This window comes from Sinorhizobium chiapasense (assembly GCF_036488675.1).
GTDB classification, from domain to species: domain Bacteria; phylum Pseudomonadota; class Alphaproteobacteria; order Rhizobiales; family Rhizobiaceae; genus Sinorhizobium; species Sinorhizobium chiapasense.
Genome location: NZ_CP133150.1, coordinates 14,538 through 36,164 on the forward strand (window position 1 = coordinate 14,538; position 21,627 = coordinate 36,164).

General features: G+C 61.0%; 21 protein-coding genes. 12 read left to right on the plus strand and 9 right to left on the minus strand.

Annotated elements, in window-relative coordinates; all coding sequences use genetic code 11:
- Window positions 1-394 precede the first annotated feature (394 nt).
- The 4 genes from RB548_RS21560 (at window position 395) to rctB (ending at window position 4,325) form a co-directional block, all read left to right on the plus strand.
- Window positions 395-1,420 carry a porin gene (locus RB548_RS21560; RefSeq protein ID WP_331375329.1) on the plus strand — a complete coding sequence of 342 codons (1,026 nt, stop codon included), beginning with the start codon at window positions 395-397 and terminating at the stop codon, window positions 1,418-1,420.
- Between the two features lie 1,007 nt (window positions 1,421-2,427).
- On the plus strand, window positions 2,428-3,165 hold the full coding sequence (locus RB548_RS21565; protein WP_331375330.1) for a helix-turn-helix transcriptional regulator: 738 nt from the start codon (window positions 2,428-2,430) through the stop codon (window positions 3,163-3,165).
- A 75-nt stretch (window positions 3,166-3,240) separates the two neighbouring features.
- Window positions 3,241-3,894: an acyl-homoserine-lactone synthase gene (locus RB548_RS21570; protein ID WP_331375331.1), complete on the plus strand. Its 654-nt coding sequence runs from the start codon at window positions 3,241-3,243 to the stop codon at window positions 3,892-3,894.
- Between the two features lie 68 nt (window positions 3,895-3,962).
- Complete coding sequence (gene rctB, locus RB548_RS21575) at window positions 3,963-4,325, plus strand: SMa0974 family conjugal transfer regulator (protein WP_331375332.1); 363 nt, start codon at window positions 3,963-3,965, stop codon at window positions 4,323-4,325.
- A gap of 90 nt (window positions 4,326-4,415) precedes the next feature.
- Here rctB and RB548_RS21580 read toward each other — a convergent pair whose 3' ends face one another.
- Genes RB548_RS21580 through traA form a run of 3 tightly spaced genes read right to left on the minus strand, consistent with a single transcriptional unit; the run spans window position 4,416 to window position 11,845 of the window.
- Window positions 4,416-6,896: a zeta toxin family protein gene (locus RB548_RS21580; protein WP_331375333.1), complete on the minus strand. Its 2,481-nt coding sequence runs from the start codon at window positions 6,894-6,896 to the stop codon at window positions 4,416-4,418.
- Window positions 6,897-6,898: 2 nt separating this feature from the next.
- Window positions 6,899-7,168, minus strand: a complete 270-nt coding sequence (locus RB548_RS21585) for a hypothetical protein (RefSeq protein ID WP_331375334.1) — start codon at window positions 7,166-7,168, stop codon at window positions 6,899-6,901.
- Between the two features lie 33 nt (window positions 7,169-7,201).
- A complete protein-coding gene (gene traA, locus RB548_RS21590) occupies window positions 7,202-11,845 on the minus strand; it encodes a Ti-type conjugative transfer relaxase TraA (RefSeq protein WP_331375335.1) in 4,644 nt (1,547 codons plus the stop codon).
- Between the two features lie 221 nt (window positions 11,846-12,066).
- Between traA and RB548_RS21595 the strand changes: the two genes are divergently transcribed.
- The 3 genes from RB548_RS21595 to traG are packed head-to-tail and all read left to right on the plus strand — an operon-like array spanning window position 12,067 to window position 14,493.
- The gene (locus RB548_RS21595) at window positions 12,067-12,354 is read left to right on the plus strand and encodes a TraC family protein (RefSeq protein ID WP_331375336.1); all 288 of its coding nucleotides are present in this window, start codon (window positions 12,067-12,069) and stop codon (window positions 12,352-12,354) included.
- The gene (locus tag RB548_RS21600; protein ID WP_331375337.1) at window positions 12,344-12,583 is read left to right on the plus strand and encodes a conjugal transfer protein TraD; all 240 of its coding nucleotides are present in this window, start codon (window positions 12,344-12,346) and stop codon (window positions 12,581-12,583) included. Before RB548_RS21595 ends, RB548_RS21600 begins: the two co-directional genes overlap by 11 nt.
- Complete coding sequence (gene traG / locus RB548_RS21605; RefSeq protein ID WP_331375338.1) at window positions 12,574-14,493, plus strand: Ti-type conjugative transfer system protein TraG; 1,920 nt, start codon at window positions 12,574-12,576, stop codon at window positions 14,491-14,493. Before RB548_RS21600 ends, traG begins: the two co-directional genes overlap by 10 nt.
- Window positions 14,494-14,556: 63 nt before the next feature.
- On the opposite strand, the gene RB548_RS21610 is transcribed toward traG, so the two are convergent.
- Both RB548_RS21610 and RB548_RS21615 read right to left on the minus strand, forming a co-directional pair.
- Window positions 14,557-14,952, minus strand: a complete 396-nt coding sequence (locus tag RB548_RS21610; RefSeq protein WP_331375339.1) for a hypothetical protein — start codon at window positions 14,950-14,952, stop codon at window positions 14,557-14,559.
- Between the two features lie 212 nt (window positions 14,953-15,164).
- Entirely contained in the window at window positions 15,165-15,323 is a 159-nt protein-coding gene (locus tag RB548_RS21615) for a hypothetical protein (RefSeq protein WP_331375340.1), read from the minus strand.
- 650 nt (window positions 15,324-15,973) lie between these two features.
- Between RB548_RS21615 and RB548_RS21620 the strand changes: the two genes are divergently transcribed.
- Complete coding sequence (locus RB548_RS21620) at window positions 15,974-17,053, plus strand: DUF4037 domain-containing protein (protein WP_331375341.1); 1,080 nt, start codon at window positions 15,974-15,976, stop codon at window positions 17,051-17,053.
- Between the two features lie 113 nt (window positions 17,054-17,166).
- Here the strand turns inward: RB548_RS21620 and RB548_RS21625 are convergent, their stop codons facing one another.
- Window positions 17,167-17,490, minus strand: a complete 324-nt coding sequence (locus RB548_RS21625) for a DUF736 domain-containing protein (RefSeq protein ID WP_331375342.1) — start codon at window positions 17,488-17,490, stop codon at window positions 17,167-17,169.
- 636 nt (window positions 17,491-18,126) lie between these two features.
- Between RB548_RS21625 and RB548_RS21630 the strand changes: the two genes are divergently transcribed.
- The 4 genes from RB548_RS21630 to RB548_RS21645 all read left to right on the plus strand — a co-directional run bounded on the left by RB548_RS21630 (window position 18,127) and on the right by RB548_RS21645 (window position 20,077).
- Window positions 18,127-18,396 (plus strand): WGR domain-containing protein, encoded by a 270-nt coding sequence (locus RB548_RS21630; protein WP_331375343.1) that lies wholly within the window; start codon window positions 18,127-18,129, stop codon window positions 18,394-18,396.
- Window positions 18,397-18,471: 75 nt separating this feature from the next.
- Window positions 18,472-18,750, plus strand: coding sequence for an HU family DNA-binding protein (locus tag RB548_RS21635; protein ID WP_331375344.1), 279 nt, complete (start codon window positions 18,472-18,474; stop codon window positions 18,748-18,750).
- A gap of 335 nt (window positions 18,751-19,085) precedes the next feature.
- Window positions 19,086-19,571, plus strand: coding sequence for a type II RES/Xre toxin-antitoxin system antitoxin (parS, locus tag RB548_RS21640; protein WP_331375345.1), 486 nt, complete (start codon window positions 19,086-19,088; stop codon window positions 19,569-19,571).
- The gene (locus RB548_RS21645) at window positions 19,568-20,077 is read left to right on the plus strand and encodes an RES family NAD+ phosphorylase (protein WP_331375346.1); all 510 of its coding nucleotides are present in this window, start codon (window positions 19,568-19,570) and stop codon (window positions 20,075-20,077) included. Before parS ends, RB548_RS21645 begins: the two co-directional genes overlap by 4 nt.
- 63 nt (window positions 20,078-20,140) lie before the next feature.
- On the opposite strand, the gene RB548_RS21650 is transcribed toward RB548_RS21645, so the two are convergent.
- From RB548_RS21650 to RB548_RS21660, 3 genes are all read right to left on the minus strand, one after another.
- Complete coding sequence (locus tag RB548_RS21650) at window positions 20,141-20,545, minus strand: type II toxin-antitoxin system VapC family toxin (RefSeq protein WP_331375347.1); 405 nt, start codon at window positions 20,543-20,545, stop codon at window positions 20,141-20,143.
- Window positions 20,545-20,781, minus strand: coding sequence for an antitoxin (locus RB548_RS21655; protein ID WP_331375348.1), 237 nt, complete (start codon window positions 20,779-20,781; stop codon window positions 20,545-20,547). The genes RB548_RS21650 and RB548_RS21655 overlap by 1 nt, the downstream gene beginning before the upstream one ends.
- 125 nt (window positions 20,782-20,906) lie before the next feature.
- Window positions 20,907-21,524, minus strand: a complete 618-nt coding sequence (locus tag RB548_RS21660) for a plasmid pRiA4b ORF-3 family protein (protein WP_331375349.1) — start codon at window positions 21,522-21,524, stop codon at window positions 20,907-20,909.
- Window positions 21,525-21,627: the final 103 nt, after the last annotated feature.

Consider the following 21,627-nt stretch of genomic DNA (forward strand, 5'->3'; position numbering starts at 1 on the left):
ATGTCTGTTTGCTGGCGACGCTGCACCGGAGGCCCGCCTTCTCTCGAGCAATTTAGGCCTATTGCATATGTAATATAGAGTCAAGTGGTGTCGAACTAATGATTGGTAATGAGTAAACCTCTGATAGTAGAGATAATGTATATATGAAAGCATAGATTGGATGTACAAAATACGACAGTACTTTAGAAGCTATTATGCCACGATGTATACATCATAAACGCGCCGTACGGCCTGAAAAATTATAATTAATATCTCAATAATATTAACGAATGATAGTTTCCGCGCGCTGCCCATCGGCATCGATGGCCTGTTTCGCTGCAGCGCGACGGGGCGCCGGCAGATCTCGAATCCTTGACCGGCCCTTGACCACCTCCAGAAGGGAGACATCATTCGGATGAATATCAAAAGTTTGCTTTTCGCCTCCGCCGCTGCCCTCGCGGCGACATCTGGCGCCCAGGCGGCTGACGCGATCGTCGCCGCCGAACCGGAACCCCTTGAATATGTCCGCGTCTGCGATGCTTTCGGCACCGGCTACTTCTACATTCCCGGCACCGAGACTTGCCTGAAGATCAACGGCTACGTTCGTTTCCAGGTCTCGTATGGTCCCGACGAAGTAAATAAGCGTCAAGGTTGGGGCGATCGGGGTACCTCTGATTGGGACGCCTTCTCGCGCGCATATCTCGCTTTCAGTTCAAAGAGCGATACGGAGCTTGGCACCCTCACTGGTTTCTTCGCCGGCGAGTTCAACGCTGACAATGATAGCGACATCGGCGATAGCCTGATCAACGTCGACGAGGCCTATATCCAGCTCGGTAGTCTCAAGGCGGGCTTCTTCTATGGTTGGTGGGACAAGGGTATCAACGGCGAAACCGACTCGCTCAGCAACATTACCGAGTTCAATTCCATCGCATACCTCTATGATGGTGGCTCGTTCCAGGCCGGCGTTGCTGTCGATGAGCTCGAAGGCGCCACAACGAAGGCCAACGGCATCGGTGTTGAGGGCATCGTTTCAGCGACCGTCGGCGGCGTTTCGGTCGACCTGCTTGGCGGTTACGACACCGAAGTCGAAGAAGGGGCCATTCGTGCTCTGGTTTCCGCCGACCTCGGTCCGGGCGTCTTCCAGATGGCCGGTGTGTGGGCCTCTGACCCGAACACCTATTTTGCGACCTCCGAGTGGACCGTCGCCGCCTCCTATCGCTACAATGCGACCGAGAAGCTCGCGATTACCCCGGGTATCCAGTATTGGGGCGACTACGGCTTCGACAGCGACGCCGATCAGTGGCGCGGCGGCCTGGCTGTCGACTACAAAATCACCCAGGGACTGGCCTCGCGCGTTTCCGTGCAGTACACCAGCCGCGATCTGGGCACAGAGACCGATGATTTCGTCAGCGGCTTCGTTCGCTTGCAGCGTGATTTCTGATCTGATTTGGCTCTTCGAAACCCCGCAGTCACCATCTGCGGGGATTTCACGTGAGCGTGTTGATTTCCCACCGAGAACTGGCGCTCGCTTAACATTAACGCGCCTTAACGAATGCGGGGCGGCCGATCATTGCCAAATGAGAGCATTTCGAGGCATTTGGATGGCGACGGTCGAGGCATGCAAACGGTTAGATTTCGGACGGACAATGGATGCCTCCGCTCATCACTCCCGTCCGTTCGGAGATCGAGGGCGAGATGCGCCGACTCATGTTGAGCCTGAAATAATTGGCAAAACCGAAAATCACGTCGCTTCCTGTATAGAGAGCGCCGCGGAGATCCATGTATCCAGGCCGACGGATTTGTGTCGGCGACTATTCTTGCTGGCAATGCTGGCACCGGATGCCCGCCGCGGAGTCGAATGAACAGGATGACGAAAGATGCTTTCGGGACATCTTCGTTAGCTCGGAGACAGATACGCATCGTATAGTCGGGTTTGGAACGGTTGAGGTTGTCTATGGTCTTCCCGCGGGGACAAGCTATCTTCCCGCTGACTTGCCCGGTACCACAAGTGCCGGGCGCTTTTTTTTGCGACTATGCTCCTGAACGATGGGGTGGTCGCGGCCGGTCCCCCCGGCAAAGCTCGTTCACTGGGACCTCTATCTTGAAGTCCACTCAAACAGCCATTTGTCATGCGAATGCAGCAACAATCCTGATGCGACTCCTTCGATCCACTGCTGGAGCTCGCAAGCTATCGTGGCAAACACATAGCCCCCAGAAGACCTCAAGCGGAACCTCGACAACCGCAGGGTCAGCCTGGCTCCGAAGCAATGAACCTGATCCGCAGGATGAAGCCCCGGAAGAGGCAATAACCGATGCGCTATTTAGGAACTCCATACTGTCGATTGATCGCCCATCGCATGCGGCTTCGCTCCCAACTGGGCGCAGTCGTATGCGGCAACCTCCTCAAGAAAGCGTCCAACAGGAACGCCGTTTTATGGAGAATCTAATATGCAAAAACACGAGTCGGCACTCTTCAGAATCACATTCGCCGGCATTGAGGCCGCGCCCGCCGTGGCCGCGGCGCTCGAGGTCTTTCGGGCCAACTACGGGGTCGACTTCGTAACCTATCATCTCGCCCGGACAGTTATCGGCGCGGTGGATGCACCGTTTGTCAGGACGACTTATCCCGATCCCTGGGTGTCGCGCTACCTGATGAGGGATTACGCCGAAGTGGATCCCGTCCTGCATGAGGGCCTAGTCCGACAATTGCCCTTCGACTGGCGCGAAGTCGACGTTCCGGAGGCGGCGCACGAGTTCTACGCCGATGCCCAGGCGTACGGTCTCGGCGAAAACGGATTTTCGATCCCGATCGTCACCAAATCGCGGCGCGCTCTCTTTTCCCTGAACTCCCGGAAACCGGACGCCGAATGGAGCACCATCGTCTCCGAACGGCGCAGCGAATGGGTCGAGCTCGCCTTTCTCATCCACGAGAAGGCCGTGGTCGAGCGCTACGGCGAGCATGACCCGATTCCCGTTCTCGGCGGTCGGGAGGTCGAGTGCCTCCACTGGAGCGCGCTCGGAAAAGACGCCAAGGACATAGCGGCCGTCCTCGGTCTGTCAGACCATACAGTTCGCTCCTACCTCAAGTCTGCGCGGTTCAAACTGGGATGCGCGACCGTATCGGCCGCAACAGCCCGCGCAGCACAGCTGCGACTGATCAATCCCTATGGCAATACCCACACTTGAGGGTATCAAGCTGCGGGCATTTCTCGCCCGCCAATCCGATTGCATGATCGCGCCGACCAAGAGTTGGTGGCGACCATGTATGCACTCGTCCAAGGACATCAGTACGGCCAATACGAACACTTGCTGGAGCAGTATTTCCGGCTCAGGAAGACGGTCTTTGCAGATCAACTGGGCTGGAACATTCGAACATGCGGCGCCTACGAGCGCGACCGCTTTGATGACCTCAAGCCGCCCTATCTGATCTGGTGCGATGATAATTGGAACCAGCTCTACGGGGCGGTGAGACTGTTGGCGACCACCGGCCCCACCCTGCTCTACGATGTCTTCCGACCAACCTCCGATCTTGTCGCACCTAGCATCTGGGAAGGAACCCGCATGTGTGTCGACGAAGAGGCTCTTCAGCGCGACTTGCCCGAACTGCGTGTCGAACGGGCGTTCTGCCTGCTGTTGCTTTCCCTTTGCGAGGCGGCGCTCGACAGCGGCATCCAGATGATGATCTCGAACTACGAACCGCATATGCGCCGCATCTACGAGCACGCTGGCGCGGAATTCGACGAGCTTGGGAGGGCAGACGGCTACGGCAAGTATCCCGTCTGCTGCGGCGCCTTCGAAGTTTCCGAGCGTGTGCTCGCGAATATGCGATGCAAGATGAAGATTTCCGGGCCCCTCTATAGTCCCACTGCATTCCCGCGGGCGGTCCGCCCGATGTTTGAAGCCCGGCCCGCCTGATGGCACCCATCCCTGCATGCTACCCGCGGATCCTCCCCGAGTGGCGGCTGTCTCAATACGGGGGCGAAATGTACAAACAAACCGTTGAAGCCTTCATTGCGGTCAGCAACGCGCCGATGATCGCCGGGCAAATTCTGGCGCGCGTCGGCCAGTTTTGCCAGTCAGCCGTGCTTACGGAAACGGAAAGCCGCCTCGAATTCGGTGAGGCGCAAGCGATCATAAAGCCGGTTGCTGAAGGTCTGCTCTTCTGGGTCGCCGCCAGCGATGAATTGATCTCCAATGCGATCCAGGCCCTGCTGCAGGGAAGCGTTTTCCTGATCGCTCCGACGTCCGACACCGGCGCCATTCAGTGGTACGCATCGAACGGCAAACCATTCGAAACAATCCGAAGCCAACTGGTGGGCAAACGGATCAAGGCGGGACGCGCTTAGCGCCTCCCAGCCCGCCAGTTGGGTTGCACAGACTGTGCTTGGGCGTGATAGACCATTACGTGATCCGGAAACACAGCCCGACGACGCCAATTACCGTCTCGTGAGAGTGAGCGCTTCCCCACGCGATCGCTCCCGGGATTGCGGCTTCAAGTCCTGCTGCAGATCCGTCACCTGGCGGAGCACCTTTCTGAGTTCCGTTGTCCGCATCTGATCGATACCAAGCTTCCTGACCACGCCTTTGATATCACCGGCCTTAAGGGTCGCGACGTCGGAGCCCGAAAATCGCTTCGCCATTGCCACCGACAGACGTTCAAGCTCGCGTTTAAGCCCGCGGTCGCTCTCGATGTGTCTTCGCCGATCGTCGGGATCGGACGCGAGAACCGCCGAGAGTTCAGCAGAAGGCCGTGGGACTTCCACGCGCTGACGCGCCCGTTCTTCGCGATGTTGCATGACGATCTGATGCCGCTCGAAATCCACCGCCAAACCGTAGTCTGCCAAGGCTGCGGCAAGCCTCGGCATGTGCGCGTCCGCCGTTTGCCGCTCGGGGCTTGGGCCGCGCAGCCATCTCCGCCCTTCCCCGGCGAGCTCACCAAGCCGGCCCTCACGCACGTCCGCACTGGCAGCAGCGCCGCTTTGCGCATCGGTTATTCTCTCAAGACTCGACGATACGGCCTGACTATTGCCGAACACCAGGCGTGAGAGATTTTCGATCTCGCCTCGCTTGTCGGCCAGGCGGGATGATGCGCTCAGGCGATCGCCGATCTCCCCTTCGGTAAGATCGGGCAGGAATCGGGCGGGCATCAGCGGTTCGGTGGTGTCCTGGCGGCCGTCGGGCTGCCGCGCCAGCCGCACTCCGAGACTTTGCTCATTTTCAGCAATGCCACGCACGAATGTATCGGCCCTTTGTCTGTCGAGCGCATCAAGGCGGACATGGCGTGCCGTCCCGGCAAAAATCTCCTCGATGATCGCTTTGGCGCGGGAGCGGTTGCCGATGTCTGTCGTGCGAAGCCGAAGATCATCCGCCACGCCGCGCATCGGGTTTTCCGCGCTGTCGACGATTGTCGTGGTAAGAGCCATGCGCTCCATGACCGCGAAGTTTCGGTCGAGCTTGTTTCGTGCCGTCAGCACCGCGGCGGCATAGCCTGGCTCAACAATGCGCGACATCGCCTCGTCGGCCGTCATGCTCCCGTCAGCCACGGCATTGGCCGCACGGGCGAGCGTTTTGCGCATGCCCGCCGCCTTGAGCCAGGAGTCCGCGACATTGGCGAGACGCGACAGGCGATCGGTGCGGCTGAACGCCTCGCGATCGATGGCGATCCGATTGAGCTCGACCCCAAAATGCTCAGTCAGTCGCCGACTTGTACCGTCAGGTCCTTCAACAGAGAGATCGGCGGGTAGCCGGTGCGCCGCGGGGAATTCGTGCGTTGCGCGCTTGTCCTGCACCAGGGCACGCGTGGTGACGATCTTCGCGTCCTCCGGCAAAAGACCGAGGTCGCGGGCCGCTTCAACCAGGCGCAGGGCCATGTAAGTCTGGGTCAGACGACCCGCCGCATGGGCGTCGAGATTGCCGATCGGCCGGCGCTCCCCATCACGGACGGCATTGTCATAGAGTTCCACGAACAGTTTCAATCCATCCGCTGAACGTTGGAGAACCGTCCGACCCTGACCCCGTCCTTCTTTTCCGTCCGCTTCGCGGCGCTCCGCCAGAAGCAGGCGCACGTCCTCGGCGGCACGTGTTTCGACCTGAGCGATGCGGTCGGCTGGCGCGTTGCGCTCGGCCATGCGGCTTAACACATGGCTCCAATCATCGGCGAAGCGTTGCAGTTCGCTTCGCGTCAGCGGACGTGATTGTTCCTGCTCCAGGGCAAGCCTTGCCCGAGGCGACCGCGACCATTCTCCATCCTGGAGGTCGTTATCGTAGAGGACCGTGCCGCCCCGGGTCAGCACTTGCACGCGATCGACCAGACGCTCGCCCTCGAGTTTTTCGAGACTGACACGAAGTCCGCCAACGGCTGCGTCGTGAACATGTTGTGGCGGGATGCGGGCGGCGGCACCGGCGCTGAGCATCTCCTCGAAGCGAAAGAGATTGCCCTGCCAGCTCACCCGCGGATTGACGGCAACAGCGCGAGCCTCGACCTCATAGCCGGCCTCTCGCGCGACGCGGACGACACGGGCGACATTCTCCGGCGTCCGCATCGTCGTCTCAAACACGATATTGACCTGACGCTCGGCCGCGGCCGCCAGCAACTTCTCGGTCCAGCGGCCTGCGTCCATCTGCGTGAAGCGCGATGCGGTTTCGGGATCCTGTCGCTGATAGGCGAGGAATTCCGGATGATAGGATCTGAGATCATCGCCGACGATGCGGATCGTCGGTCCCGATTGCGCGAGCTCGGAATGACCCGCGATCAGCACCGCGGTCTTGCCGGCGCCCGGTTGTCCGCCGATGAGGACCAGGCGCGGCCGTGTCGCCCGGCCGAGGTCTTCGGGCAGGTAGTCGGGCAGAATTTCCTTTCGAAAGATGCTCTCGTTGTTCTCAGGCGAGAGCGTTCCCTGAGCTGTCTCTCCCGTCATGGTCAGAGCTCCGCCCAGAAGCGGGTGTCGTCCTTGACCCGCGGTCCCCAGACGGCGATCACCGTTTCGACGGCATCCTGATCATCGACGCGGATGCGCTGCTGCAGCGCGATCAACTCGCGGCGGCGCTGGCGCAGCGCCTCGGCCGCGGCCGGATCGCTTTGCTCGAGCGCGTAGATGCGCGCCGTCACGATCGCGCGCGCCTGGTTCATCACCTCGATGGCAATCTCGGCGCGGACGATCGCGTCGGTTGAGGTTTCCTGTTCGGCCATGGGTTCTGCTCCTTGTTCCGTTTTGGATGGTTGTTAGAAATTGACGCCGCGGGCGCGATTGATGGTGCGCAGGCGCCGCTCCGACATGATCTTCTCGCTCGCCTCGATGCGGACGGTCTGCTGCAGGACCTTGAGCCTTTCCCGCATTGTCTCGAAGGCAGCACGATGAGCCGGCGGCACCCGGTTGATGAGATCCTTCTCATCTCGGAGGATCGCATTGCGGCCGAAGCGCTGGTCGAGCGCCTTACTGACGGCTGCGAACTCTCGACGGATCTCCGGATCGAGCGAGCCGGTGATGGCGGTGAGCTTGCGTTCACCGCTCTTCGCCTCCGCCAGCAATCGCGTGAGCGCCTCGTCCGCCTGTTTTGAAAGTCCGGGAATAGCGACAGCCATTCGACGCCGCTCTTCGGCAATCGCGGAGGTTTCGGCATTGAGCGCGCTGAGATAGGCGCTGCCGAGAGACCGCAGGCGTGCTGCCGCCTCGGGGACGGATCGCAGCGCCTCTTTCCGCTCCCGGCCGCTGGCGAGCATCCGGTCCATGATCCGATCAGAACCCCTCAGTGCCCCGTAAGCGGCCGGCTCATTGCTGACGGCGGCGGAAATGCGCTCGGCCGCAAATCCCTTCATCAGGAGATCCTCGATCTTTGCAACGGCCCCGGCCGGATCACGCCAGATGCGTCCTGCCGCCTCAGCAAGCGCGGCGCGGTCACGGCGATAGAGAGGCGCGGAGACGGCACGGGATCGCGCCTCTTCGTCCACCGGCGTCCTGAACTCGGTAACGGCGGCAAGCATGGGCAGCACGGCAATAGTCTCCTTTGCCGGATCGGCATTCTCCTTTCCGGGATCGGCGCTTGCGCCAGCAACGATGCGGGAGCGGTCCTGCCGCTCGGCCAGATGCTGCGCTTCGGCGAAGCGCCGCACCGACTGAAACAGCCTTGTCAGTTCGTCGCGCTTTTCCGGCGTGACATCCTCCGGCATGCGCTCGGTCATGTTGCGCTCGGCAACCGCATCCGCCCTGGAGGTGAAGGCGCTCCAGCCGAAGCGCGCCGTCAATGCGTCGCTCACCGCCTTGATTTCCTGAACGACCGCCCGATCCTTGACGGCAAGAGCGAACGCGGTTTCGTAGGTATCGTCACCCCCCTGTTTGCGCACTGCCTCGATTTCAGAGAGCCGGGCTAATGCCTTGGCTGAGAGGGGGGGCACCGACAGCGACATCGATGTGCGGCGCGTCTGTTCGCGCGTCGCAAAGCGTTCCGCGTTTCTGCGGAACTCGGTCGCATGCGACCGGGCGAGAGGCAGCAGTTTCTTCAACGCGGTGATCGCGATACTGCGCTCCTCGCGCGCCGCACGTCCGTCGACCGTGCGGTCGGAACCGCGCAGGCGCCCGAGCCGATCCGGTGAAACGGCAAGGCCGTCGGCGAGCTTGCGCGGCTCAATGCCGGCATGCGAAGCTAGGGCATTCAGCTGGACAAGCGCCGCATCCGGATCGCGATAGACCTTTTTAAGCAGCGGCCGCAGGATCGCTTCCCGTTCCTTCCATGCCGCGGACGAGAGCTGCGCCAGCCGTGCATCCTCGTTGACGCTGCGGCGGAAGACCTTGGCCGGCGCGATCAGATACCGCGCCTCGCTGGAGGGGGCGTCCGAAATGAGTTGGGTCGCGACTCGCTCCTCGCTATAGGAAACGCGCCGCTCCCGCTCGATCGCCAAGCCGAGCGCCACGCTTGCCCGCTCCCAAAGCTTCGCCACCTGCTCGCGCTTCTCGGCAATTCCCGCCAGCAGCCGCGAAAGCCTCTCCTCCATTCCGGCCGCGGCCATTGAGAGATGATCGAGACCACGCCGACGCGCGAAATCCTGTGCCTTTGCGCGGTAACCGGCCTCGCTCTCGAAATCGAGCGTGGTGGTTTTGGCGCCGGTGCGCGACAGGCGCTCGACGAGCTCTTTGAACAAGTCAGGACGATGGCTTTCCCGCTCGATGCGTCCCTGGCGCGCTTCGGCGGTTTCGACTTGGCGTCCCGTCCAGACATTGCGCTCGACGCGTTCCTCGAAGCGCTTGCTTCCGGTTTCCTCATCGAAGATGGGAACCTTTACGGTGACTTTCTCGACGCCGTCCTTGCGCAGCATGACGGTGTCGCCTTCCGAGACGCCGGCTTCCTCGAGCGCCTTCGGCAGGCTGACGCCCCATAACCGATGGACGGTTCCGTCATCCGTCCTGACGTCGGCATAGGGGCTCTCGTCGGCTTGCCTGTCATTGGGCCGGAACCTGGCTTCTCCGGTTTTGACAAGTTCGCCGGTGATGCCGGCTGCATGATCGACGCGCGTCTTGCGTCCCCATTCGGGCTTTGCCTCGAAATCCTCCTTCGCCGCATAGAGATCGGCGCGGTCACGATGCCGCGTCATCGCCACATAGGTCAGGTGTTGGTCCATCATGCCGGTCGCGAGCACGAAAGTACGGTCGACCGTGGCTCCTTGCGACTTGTGGATGGTCGCGGCATAGCCGTGGTCGACATTGCGGTAGCTCGCCTCACTGAAGACGACCTCCCGGCCACTATCGAGGTGGACCGAAAGCAGCGTTCGGCCGCGTTTGTCGGTGGTCGAAACGACCGTGCCGAGCATGCCGTTCTTCACATATTGCGGCCCGAGATGCTCTGCCCGCGGCTCGAGGAAGCGGGCGTTTTCGAGGAAAATGATCCGGTCACCGGCGGCAAACTCGCGGTTCCCACGTTCCGTCCGGAAAGTGCGAGCATTGGTCAGTGCCCCCTCGCCCGACATGACGATCCTCAGCGCCTCGTTCAGCCGTCTCACGTCTTCATTGGTGCGGGCGAGCACCAGCAGTTCGTCGCCGCGCAGGCGCCCGGGATGTCCGTCGGAAGCGGATTGCTGAAGCAGGCCTTGGCGCGAGTTCGTCCAATCGGCGACGATGTGTGCGATAACCGCGTCGCGCGTGTCACTTTCGACGATATGGCCATGCTGGGCATAGGCGTCGAGCCCCTTCTCCACCTCGCCGCGAGCGAACTGACGCGAGGCATCGCGCGCCCAGCTTTCACGCTGACGACGCACACCGGCAAGTTCGGCAAAGCCGATCCGCTCGGTGATCGCCCGGAAAGCCGCACCCGCCTGAATGGGCTGGAGCTGCATGGCGTCACCGACCAGAACGACTTTCGCATGCGCCTCTTCGGCAATCTTCAGCACGCGGGCCATCTGCTGCGAGGACACCATGCCGGCCTCGTCGATGACGAGCACATCGCCGCGATTTAAGCGATCGCGTCCATCGGCCCAGGCGAGCTCCCAGGAAGCGATCGTGCGCGACTTGATGCCGGAACTGTCCTCCAATCCTTCCGCCGCCTTGCCGGCAAGCGCCGCTCCGACGACACGGCGGCCGTCGCCTTCCCAGGCGACCCGCGCGGCGGCAAGCAGCGTCGATTTGCCCGCGCCTGCGAGACCGACGACAGCCGCGATACCAATGCCGCCCGTCACATGGCGGACTGCGTCAACCTGCTCCGGATCGAATCCGAAGGGCTTTTGCGGATCCCGTGTTTCGATACTGCGGATCGCGGCGGTGACAGCCCGATCGCCAACAGCGAAGCCTCGGCGTTCCGACAGAGCGCGTGCGGACTGCGCCATGTCGTATTCGATCCGTAGCATCTCCCGCATGGTGAAGATCGCCGGTTCCGCCGCCCTCCCCGTCTCGGCATCGACGTGCTGCGGCTTCAACAGCACCAGACTGTCCGATGCCATCAGCCGCGCCCGGATATTGGCGAAGTCCGAGGGATCATCGACGTAGCGATGCAGCGCCCTGGCGATATCACGCTCATCGAAGGTGGAGCGTTCGTTGGCGAGCTGCGTCAAGAGAAGCTCCGGATCGGCGAGCAGCCGGTCGGCCATCGCCTGCCGCCGGGCAAGATCGGCCGGCGCGAAATACATCTCGACGCCCTTCAGAGCGAGCGCCGCCTTTTCCGGCCCCAGATGTTTCTGCGCGATCCCGTCGAGACCCTGTTCGGGATAAGAGCGGCCGTCGAGGCGGATCTCATGACCGGCAAGGGCCAGATGCCGATTGGCCGTTTCCGCCCAGGCTATCTTCCAGGCCTTCATCGTCTCCTTGTCGCCGGCCCAGAGCTTGTAGACGATTTTGCCGTTCGGCCGGTCCGGCGTGACGACACGCAATGGCTCGCCGTCCTCGCCAAGCACCGGAACCTTTTTCGGCCCAAAACCTTCGTCGGTCAGCGGCCTCAGCGCCGTCATCAGGTGGATGTGCGGATTGCCGTCCTTGTCGTGATAGACCCAGTCGGCGACCATGCCCTTGGATGTAAAATTGTCCCGGACAAACTCGCGGACCAGCGCGATGTTCTCGGCCCGCGTCAGTTCCTCCGGAAGTGCGATGATGAGCTCCCGCGCCAGCTGCGCGTCCGCCCGCGTCTCGAACGCATCGACCGCATTCCAGAGTGCCTCGCTCGCCTTTGCGACCGAATTGCCCTCAGTCGCCGTACGGAGCCAGGCCGGAACTTCGTCCGGCAGCGCCAGTTCCTCATGCACCAGTTCCGACGCTCCACCTCGGTAGCTGAAGGACGTTCCGGCCTGTTCATCCATCATCCGGGCGCGATGGCGATAGGCGGCGGCCGAGACGATGCTGCGTCCCGCTCCCCTGCTGATCACCTGCGCTCTGACGAACATGATCGCCACTGACGTCTCCGTATCTTCCGAGCACGTCGCGCCAGCGACGTATATTGCGCCCTCAAACCAATCAGACCGAAGGGCCGATGCCGTTCCTCAGTGGGACAGACCAGAGTCTGGGATTCCGAATGCGAAGTTTTCGGGCTGATGCAAGATAGCCTACTTTACTGACGTATTCTACACAGTATATGTTGCCGTTCAGATTTCTTCAAAACGGAAAGGACGCTGGAATGGCTGCAAAATCGTCGATCTCCGACCTCGATGCCCAAATCGAGAAGCTGCGCGAACGCAGGAAAAATCTGGTGGTTAAATCGGCAGAGCGGTTTGCCCGGGCCGCCACGAAATCAGGACTTGCGGACATGGAGATCACTGACGACGAGCTCGATAGCATCTTTGAGGAGATCGCCGCGCGATTTCAAAAGGCCGAGAAAAAGGGGGCTGCTGCCGCATCTCCTCAGGCGCGTCGACCAGCAAATAGCGGGACTGGAGCGCCGACGGAGGTTTCTCATGACAGCTGATCGCAAGCGCGACGTGCGCGAGAAATTTCTCCTGGGTGGCGTTGTCGCCAAGGCCGGCCTCACGAAAGCCGACCGGGCCTTCCTGCTCGGCGGACTGCTTGAGCTTGCGAAACTGGCACCGGGCTCGCCCGAGTATCGGCGGCTACACGATCTCGGCGAAAAGGCGTTCAGGGCAGAAGTGCGAAATGCGGATGCACATGACGTTGGGGAGTCGACGGCATGGCAGTGAAGGGGAGATTCAATCCGAGCCTGCTGCTCGTGCTCGTGCCGATCGCGGTGACCGCGATCACCGTCCACGTCGTCGGGTGGCGATGGCCGGGATTGGCGACCGGCCTCTCGGGAAAGACGCAATACTGGTTTTTGCGGTCCGCGCCCGTGCCGGCATTGTTGTTCGGACCGCTTGCGGGCCTGCTGACGGTCTGCGCCTTGCCGCTGCATCGGCGCCGGCCGATCGCAGCGGCAAGCCTTATCTGCTTTCTGGTCGTTCTGGGCTTCTATGCGCTAAGGGAATACGGACGTCTTGCTCCCTCCGTGAATCGTGGGATCGTCGCCTGGGACCGCGCCCTCTCCTATCTCGACATGGTTGCCGTGATTGGCGCCGTCGCCGGTTTCCTGGCGGTCGCGGTCGCCGCCCGCATTTCCGTGGTCGTGCCGGAAACGGTCAAGCGGGCAAAGCGCGGGACCTTCGGGGACGCCGACTGGCTGCCGATGACAGCCGCCGCAAGGCTGTTTCCGCCCGATGGCGAAATCGTCATCGGAGAACGCTACCGCGTCGACAAGGAAATCGTCCATCAGCTGCCCTTCGATCCGAACGATCGGGCCACGTGGGGGCAAGGCGGCAAAGCGCCATTGCTGACGTTCAAACAGAACTTCGACTCCACCCATATGCTGTTCTTTGCCGGCTCCGGCGGGTTCAAGACGACAAGCAACGTGGTGCCGACAGCGCTCAGATATACCGGCCCGCTGATCTGCCTCGATCCCTCGACCGAGGTCGCACCCATGGTCGTTGAACACCGAACGCAGGTGCTCGGCCGCGAGGTCATGGTGCTCGATCCGACGAACCCGATCATGGGTTTCAACGTCCTCGACAGCATCGAGACGTCGAAGCAAAAGGAAGAGGACATCGTCGGCATCGCGCATATGTTGCTGTCGGAAAGCCTGCGCTTCGAATCCTCGACCGGGTCATATTTCCAGAACCAGGCGCACAATCTCTTAACCGGCCTGCTCGCGCATGTCATGCTGTCACCGGACTATGCCGGACGGCGAACCTTGCGCAGTTTGAGACAGATCGTTTCCGAGCCGGAGCCTTCGGTGCTCGCGATGCTGCGCGACATCCAGGAGAACTCGCAATCGAACTTCATCCGCGAAACGCTCGGTGTCTTCACCAACATGACCGAGCAAACCTTCAGCGGCGTTTATTCGACCGCGTCGAAGGACACGCAATGGCTCTCGCTCGACAATTACGCCGCGCTTGTCTGCGGGAATGCGTTCAAGTCGAGCGACATCGTCAGAGGCAAGAAGGACGTGTTTCTAAACATCCCGGCATCGATCCTGCGCTCCTATCCGGGCATCGGTCGCGTGATCATCGGCTCGCTGATCAGTGCGATGGTGCAGGCCGATGGCGCCTTCAAGCGTCGGGCGCTGTTCATGCTCGATGAGGTCGATCTGCTCGGCTACATGCGGGTCTTGGAAGAGGCGCGCGATCGCGGCCGCAAATACGGGATCACCATGATGCTGATGTATCAATCCGTCGGGCAACTGGAGCGGCATTTTGGGAAAGACGGGGCGACGTCCTGGATCGATGGCTGCGCCTTTGCGTCCTATGCCGCGATCAAGGCGCTCGACACCGCCCGCAACGTCTCGGCCCAATGCGGCGAGATGACCGTCGAAGTTGAGGGGCGTTCCCGCAACACCGGCTGGGACACGAAGAACGGTGGCACGCGCAAATCGGAAAGCGTCAGCTACCAGCGCCGCCCGTTGATAATGCCGCACGAGATCACGCAGTCGATGCGCAAGGACGAACAGATCATCATCGTCCAGGGCCACAGTCCGATCCGCTGCGGCCGGGCGAGCTACTTCCGGCGCAAGGACATGGATGCAGCAGCAAAGGCAAACCGCTTCGTGACGTCGAGCTCATGACGCGCGACTGGCGCGTCGGGCGGCTCATAATGGACGGGCTACACGCGGGAGCAGCACCTCGCCTTATCGGTCTGACCGGCGATATCGCTCGAAGGGGTCGACCGCGCCCGGCGGGGTTATCCATTCGACAAAGAGCGAATAGCCGAGCGAGAAGGCAACGAGGCCAATGCTCATCACGCCGAACGCCCAGAACGGCATTCCCCGCGCGGCTTCGGGATGCGCGAAGACCACAACAGATATCGGGATCATGACGACCGCCGCCAGCATCATCATGCCGGTAAACGGCCGAAACATGCAGAGCAGGTAGAAGGCCAGATACCAAATGCAATAGAAAACGATACGGCCGGCGGCCCTGAGAAGTGCGACGGGCAAGCTGACGGCAAAGCGAAAAACGCGGGCGCCCGGTTGTCGCGGAGCGGCATCAGAGTGGCTGCTGGTGTAAACAGGTTCGCTTGCCAAATGAACCTCCCGTCGCTGATCTCGGCCATGGGGGCAATCCGCTTGCTTCCCGACAACGTCGGTGCAGTGGATCGGCCGCAAAAAGATACTGATGCTTTTGCGCGAGTCTAATCTGGACAGACGGGCATGGCAACAACGGGTGCAGAAAAGTCAGAAGGTTGTCGGGCCGGGCGATCCGGCCCGACAACCCTAACCCTGCGCAAAGAGCTGCCTCACGGCAGCTGCTCGCTCGCGTATTTTTCGAGTTCGGCCTTGAGCGCCTCAAGCTCCGCCTCGATCAGCCGGCGCTCTTCCATGGTCGGTGCCTCCTTGGCCTCGCGGCGCAGTTCGTCGAGGGTCCGTTCGAGGTCGAAGGTGTAGCCATTGGTCATCGTCGTCATCTCCGTGTTGACGTGAAAGATGCCGCCGGTGGTCATGAGGGAAGGAAGGGGTCAGGGCTCGCGGAACGCGACCGGCGGAGCCGGACGAGCGGAGGAGCCGATTTTTCTGGAGTGGAGTGAAACGTAAGCGCAGGAAAAATTGGAGGAGCTCGGGCCTTGAGGCCTTCCTTCCCTCATGACAGACTTGGATGATCTGAGCAGACAGCCCACGTTTCGTTTGGCACCGGAAAGCGGGCGGCGAGTGCCGCGGGAAGATGTCTTGGCGCTACGCCCGCATGTCGAACAGGATAGAGCCTGGGCTTCGCGCAAGGCAGGGCGCATGGGGATCAGCGACCACTTGCTGTCGGCCGATCGCGATCAGCCGCAGCCGCAGCCGCAGAAGAGGCTGGATCTTGACGCGGCGTCGTGCACGAATTTGATTACGGTGCGCACAAGAACGCTATCGAACACAATCTCGAAACATTGCGGCTGCTAATGGCTGACTTTCCGATCCTCGACGTCAACCAAAACGATGCTTTCGTCGGTTTCGACGTGAAGAGAATTCTGAATTTCCACTCACACCAGAACTTCTGCAGTACCTGAGCCGTCCTGGGGTCAACTATAAAGTTGAGGCTCGTGCTTCACCGAAGAAAGGAAAACGATTGCCAGAATTTATTCCGGGTCTCGTGCTCGCGAGGAGTTTTTACATGGACGTGGTTCGCCCGCTCATCAACGTTCCGCATGCTGCCGGTCTGCTTGGCGAGGGGTCGGAGGTTTTGGGATTCGATCAACCTCGATCCACCGATCATGCCTGGGGACCACGACTTCAGGTCTTCGTGGAAGACGAACATCTGCAGACAGTTGCGGCCGCAGTTGAGCAAGGTCTGCCTGCTGAATTCAGAGGCTGGCCGGTGAGATTCTTCTCATGGCAGACGAACTCCGTTCGCCACCATGTGGAGATAACAACACTGGAAAGCTGGGTTCGGTCGCAGATCGGAACTGATCCGACAGCCGTTGAGCTTTCGACAGCGGCATGGCTCGCGCTGCCGCAGCAAGCGCTGTTGCAGGTCACCGCCGGCGCGGTGTTCCATGACGACACGGGCGCGCTGCATCGCCTGCGCGACCTGCTCTCATGGTATCCGCGAGACGTGTGGCTATGGGCCATGGCGTCTCAATGGCATCTGATCGGCAACGCCGAGCCGCGCGTGGGACGCATGATCGAAGCCGGCGATCGACGCGGATCGGTGCTGATCGCCGCGAGGATTGTTCGGTTGCTGATGGAACTGAGCTTCCTTCAGGAGCAACGATATTGGCCTTATGACAAGTGGTTCGGAACGGCCTTTGCGCGCCTTGACGTCGCTCCGGCCCTTGGCCCACAGCTAGACGCCATTCTGTCTGCAGAGGACGACACTACCCGGATTGCGGCAATCCACGATGCCCTTTTTCTGGTGGCGGAACGGCATAATACCCTGGGCCTCACATCCCACATCGAGCCAACCATCGACAACTTCCAGGTCGGCATTGATGACGCGGTTCGGCCTTACCTGGTCATCAATGCCGGCAAGGTTGTGGAGGGGTGTAGGGCAGCGATCGGGGACGGCGCGTTACGCGATCTGGTCATGGTCGGAACTTTCGACCAGCTCACCCATGGAGACGACGCCTTGGTCAATTTCACAACGTGGCCGCAACAGATCGCGAAGGTCTATGACCGGCTATTGGAGGCTTCGCCGTCGAAACGCTGATTCCTGATTTCGCACGGTGACGGAGATCGCGAAGCGGCTTCAGGGCGGGCACTTTTGTTCGAAAGGTCGAGGTCAGCAATGAGACCGGCCCCTTGCGGGGCCGGTCGCGAGCCTCAGGCCGGGTTGTTCCAGAGGATGACCTTGCGGTTCGGTTCGCCACCCGGGGCGGGCGCGAGGTTGCCGAAGATGACGCCGATTTCCGGTGCCTCCAGCTTGACCGAGAGGTATTCCTCGCCGGTCTGGCGGGCGATGCGGTTCCAGCCGGCGCCGATTTCAAAGCCTGTCTTGCGGTGGATGATGCGGTAGTCGGGGGCTTCCTCGCTCGCCTTGTTGGCGTTCGGGACGATGGCGATCGGGGCGTTGACCCGGATGGTGGCGAAGATGCCTTCGAGGCTGCCGTCGGTCTTCTGCATGAGTGTTGCGATCGTGGTGGCCATGGTCGTTTCTCCTTCGGTTGCTCGGGACCATTCCCGATGGCGCCCGAAGAAGGGGCCGAGCCGCAGGCGTCACCGGAGCGAAGCGCAGGGGAACCCCTTGCGGGTTGACGCTGATGGCGGCCGGTCCCTTAGAAAGGCGACATAGAGAACGGGAATGGTCCCGGATTGCGACCGAAGGCGGGAGACTGATTCATGGCCATCTGATTGCACGCGGCCATGGCAGACCGGGCGCCAGATGAACTCGGTCCTTTCAGGGTCTTGGCCTCCATTGCAGACCCCGACGCCGGGCGAACCGAAGCAGCGCGATATCGTCAGGCTGCACCACCGTCGGCGAGATCGCCCTGCCCCGCCTGCGCGGCTTACCGCCTGATCGGCGGCAGAGGTCGGCGCCAAGCCCATCGGCATACCGCGGTCCGGCGCGATCGCGCGCTACCGGTTCAAAACCGGCTCGCAGAATAGCCAGGGGTTACGCCGCCGACGCCCGCTGATTCCGATGATCTTGCACCAGGAGATCAGCCGCCGATACTGGCGATGCTCGATCCGAAAATGCATTCATCAGCAACGTGAATCGATGAGCGATGATCGATTCAAAAGTGTCGTTGGACAGCCCCGCGGTTTCCAGGAAAACTTCCGGGCATGTCGCTTTATCCTTTCAAACTCTACTGTCAGCGCGTCGACGCCAGTCGCAACATGGCGCGCTACTACATGGTGTCGATCGAAACGACATTGTTCGGCGAGGTCGCGGTTGTGCGGTTCTGGGGTCGGATCGGCAGGCGCGGCGGGGAGAAGAGCGAGGTCTTTTCGACGGAGCGGGACGCAGCGTCCCACTTCCTTGAACTGGTGAGAAGAAAGCGCCAGAAGGGCTATATCCCGGTCGGAAACTGTGGAAATGCGCGCGAAGCGTAGGAACCCGATGGCCCCAGCAGGTGACATAGGCCACGTTCCGGTGAAATGGTCGTCTTTTCTGAGGAGAGAACGACCATGACCACCACCAATGAAATTGCCGACAAGATTTCCACCGATCATCAACTGACCAAGGCTCAGGGCAAAGCGATCGTCGACGCCGTCTTCGGCGCAATCACCGCTGCGGCGTCTGCAGGCGCCGAAACGTCGATCCCGGGTTTCGGCAAGTTCAAGGTGAAAGACACGCCCGAGCGCGAGGCGCGCAATCCGGCAACCGGTGCGACGATCAAGGTTGCCGCTGCAAAGAAGCTTGCATTCACGCCGGCAAAGGCGCTGAAGGATGCACTGAACAAATAGTCGTCTGCCGACGCAAGGCACCACGCCTAGAGATCCTCGGGTTCGGCATGTTGCTTCCAGAACAAACTTGTTGGTCCTGTTAAGGCTGCAAATGGTGCTTCCGCGCAAGGATCGTTACGCCGAAGGCGCGAAGACTGTTAAGGCAGGCTTCGCGGAGCATGCTTTGCATGCGGAGTAGAGCCCGACCGGTCAGCAAGCCGGATGCGGCCGATCATCATTCGCCTGTCTGGACAGTGCAGTGCCAAGCTCTATCTCGCCCGTCCCCCCGAGAGGGCCCTTGAAACTCACGGTGTCAGCTGTCATATTTAAAGCGACAGATGACACAGAGGCGTCCTATGGCGATCTCGGCGGAGAAAATCCTTCCCGAAGGAAATGGCACAGAATTGCAGAAGGTAGCGGAGCTGCTCGGCGGAGCCCGCGTGCTGGCGCGTCGCCTGACAAGCGCTTTGGACGCCCATGAACTGCTTCTGAGCGGATTGCCAGCGTCGGCGCTCGATCACTTGGTCGGGCATCTGGTCGTCATCGGGAAGACCGAATCTCTCGAAAAGGCGGTTGGCATGAGCCTGCGCACTTGGCAGCGCCGCAAGGATGCTCCCGCGAAGCCATTAAGCCAGGAGCAGAGCGGCCGCGCGTGGAAATTCGCTGAAATCCTGGCGAAGGCGACGGATGTGTTCGGATCACAGGTCGAGGCAGAGCAGTGGCTGGAGCGGCCGGCCATTGGACTTGATCAGCGCCGTCCGATCGATCTTCTGAGCACGCCAGCCGGTGTCGAACTGGTCGAGGATCATCTCGAAAGGCTCGAATATGGCGTTTATGCATGACGCCTGTTCCGATTGCCCTCGGCGATACCGAGTTGATTGCCTGGCGGCTCGATCAGGCGGGTTATGCACCGACATGGGATAGTGGAGAAGGCGCCTACCGGGTTGGCGGGCGCTGGAACAGCAGGGGTGTGCGGGCTGTCTACTGTTCGATCGATCCGTCGACCGCCATCCTGGAAGTCGCCGTCCACAAGGGCTTTCGAGCACTCGACACGATGCCGCATGTGATGACCGCGGCCGTTATCACCGACATGGCCGCAGTGCATGTCGTCGATCCGGCAAGCGTGCCCAACCCGAACTGGCTGCGCCCGGGTATTCCAAGCGCGGGTCAGCAGGCCTTCGGCGATGACTTGCTGCGCAACTATCGTTTTGTGGCGATCCCTAGCGCGGTGTCGATCCACAGCTGGAACCTGGTGTTCATAGCGAGCCAGGCGGCAAGCGGTTATGCGGTGAAGTTTCAGGAAACCTTTGCGCTTGATACGCGCCTGCACCCGCCAGCGATGACTTGAGCCAAGGCAACGTGAGCGAAAATTCCCGTTCCGCTCAGTCAACCCAGATTGGCGGTATTCGGCTTAATGAGAATGCAGCCAGTTCTCAACTCGCAGTTCTGGATAGGCTGAGAAGTCGCGCTCATTGTTGGTGACCAGGGCGACGTTCAGAGCCAGGGCATGAGCGGCAATCAGTTTGTCCAGGTGATCTTTCTTCCGTTCACGCGTCGCCTGGCGAACGGGCCCATAGGCGCGAGCCGCATCCGCGTCAAATGACGCGACGGGAATCGCCTCGATCAGAAATTCGAGATTGGTACGCTCCAATTCGGGATTTACCGAAACCGACACGCCATACTCCAATTCGGCAAAGGTGATGGCGGATATGACGACGTCACCGACTTTGCATTCGGCGAACCGCCGGGCGACTTCCGGCGGCTGGTGCTTCATCAGATAAATGCACATGTTGGTGTCGAGCATATAGAGCGTCATCAAAGGGCATCCCGCTCCTTTTGCTCCTGATCGCCACGACCTTCCGCCATGAAGGACGGGCTGAAACGCGCAAACCGATCAAGAACACTCGCAAGTGAAGGCCGCAACGGCCGGATGCGCAACTCGTCGCCCACGCGTTCGATCTCGACTTCCATCTCATTCTGGCCATAGGCAAGATCGGCCGGGATGCGCACGGCCTGGGAATTGCCGTTCTTGAAAACCTTCGTGGTATGCATGACCGCCTCCTCGGCGTCAGAACGCTCATCTCTCATTGTTGTACATCTTACGTGTGTACATAGAAAATTGCGAGGGGTATTTCAAGGGAAGCTGATGCGCCAAAAGAAGTTCGCGCCAGCTTTTCTCACGTGCCGCGCTTCGGCTTCGGTTGGTTAAGCCGCCGCTTCACACTGGGTCGTAGCGCGTTGCGAACGTCCTTGTCGACGACCTTGAGATCGAACCATTCGGCATCGAAATGTCCACCGCACCACCGCTTCGTTTCGGCATGTTCGAGGTCAGACCTGTCTGCCATGATCTCCAGAAAACGCTCATAGCCGAGCACGCCGCCGACATCCTCCGGCGGCCTTGCCCGCGCACCCTCGATGCAGATGCCATGCTTCGGGACGGTATCGAGCGCGATGAATTCCTCGATTGCGACCGAATGGCGCCAGTTGTCGCCGAAGTCATAAACATAGCTGAACACGGCACCGCGTTCGAAATCGCAAAGCCGCACCTCCCGAAACTCAAAGACGCGCGGATCCTCCTCGGTCGCATCCTCCGTCAGGAGCGCGATGTCGCCATAGCGCAGCCCGCCGATCCGGAACTCATACAGGTGATAGTTCCACCAATTGAAAGCCGCCTGGATGGCAAGATGCAGTTCCTCGAGGCTCCACCGGGACGGCAAGACCAGACGGCGCCAAACGTCGGGCTCGATCTCGTCGAGTGAAACGCGAATCTGAACGGCATTCACGGGTTTGAACATGCCGCGAATGAACAAGAGGAACGGGAATGGGTCAAGCCGAAGGTCCGTTCGTCCGTCGGCAAAGCGCCACGGGGAGATCCACATGACGCTTTGGAAAGGCCCG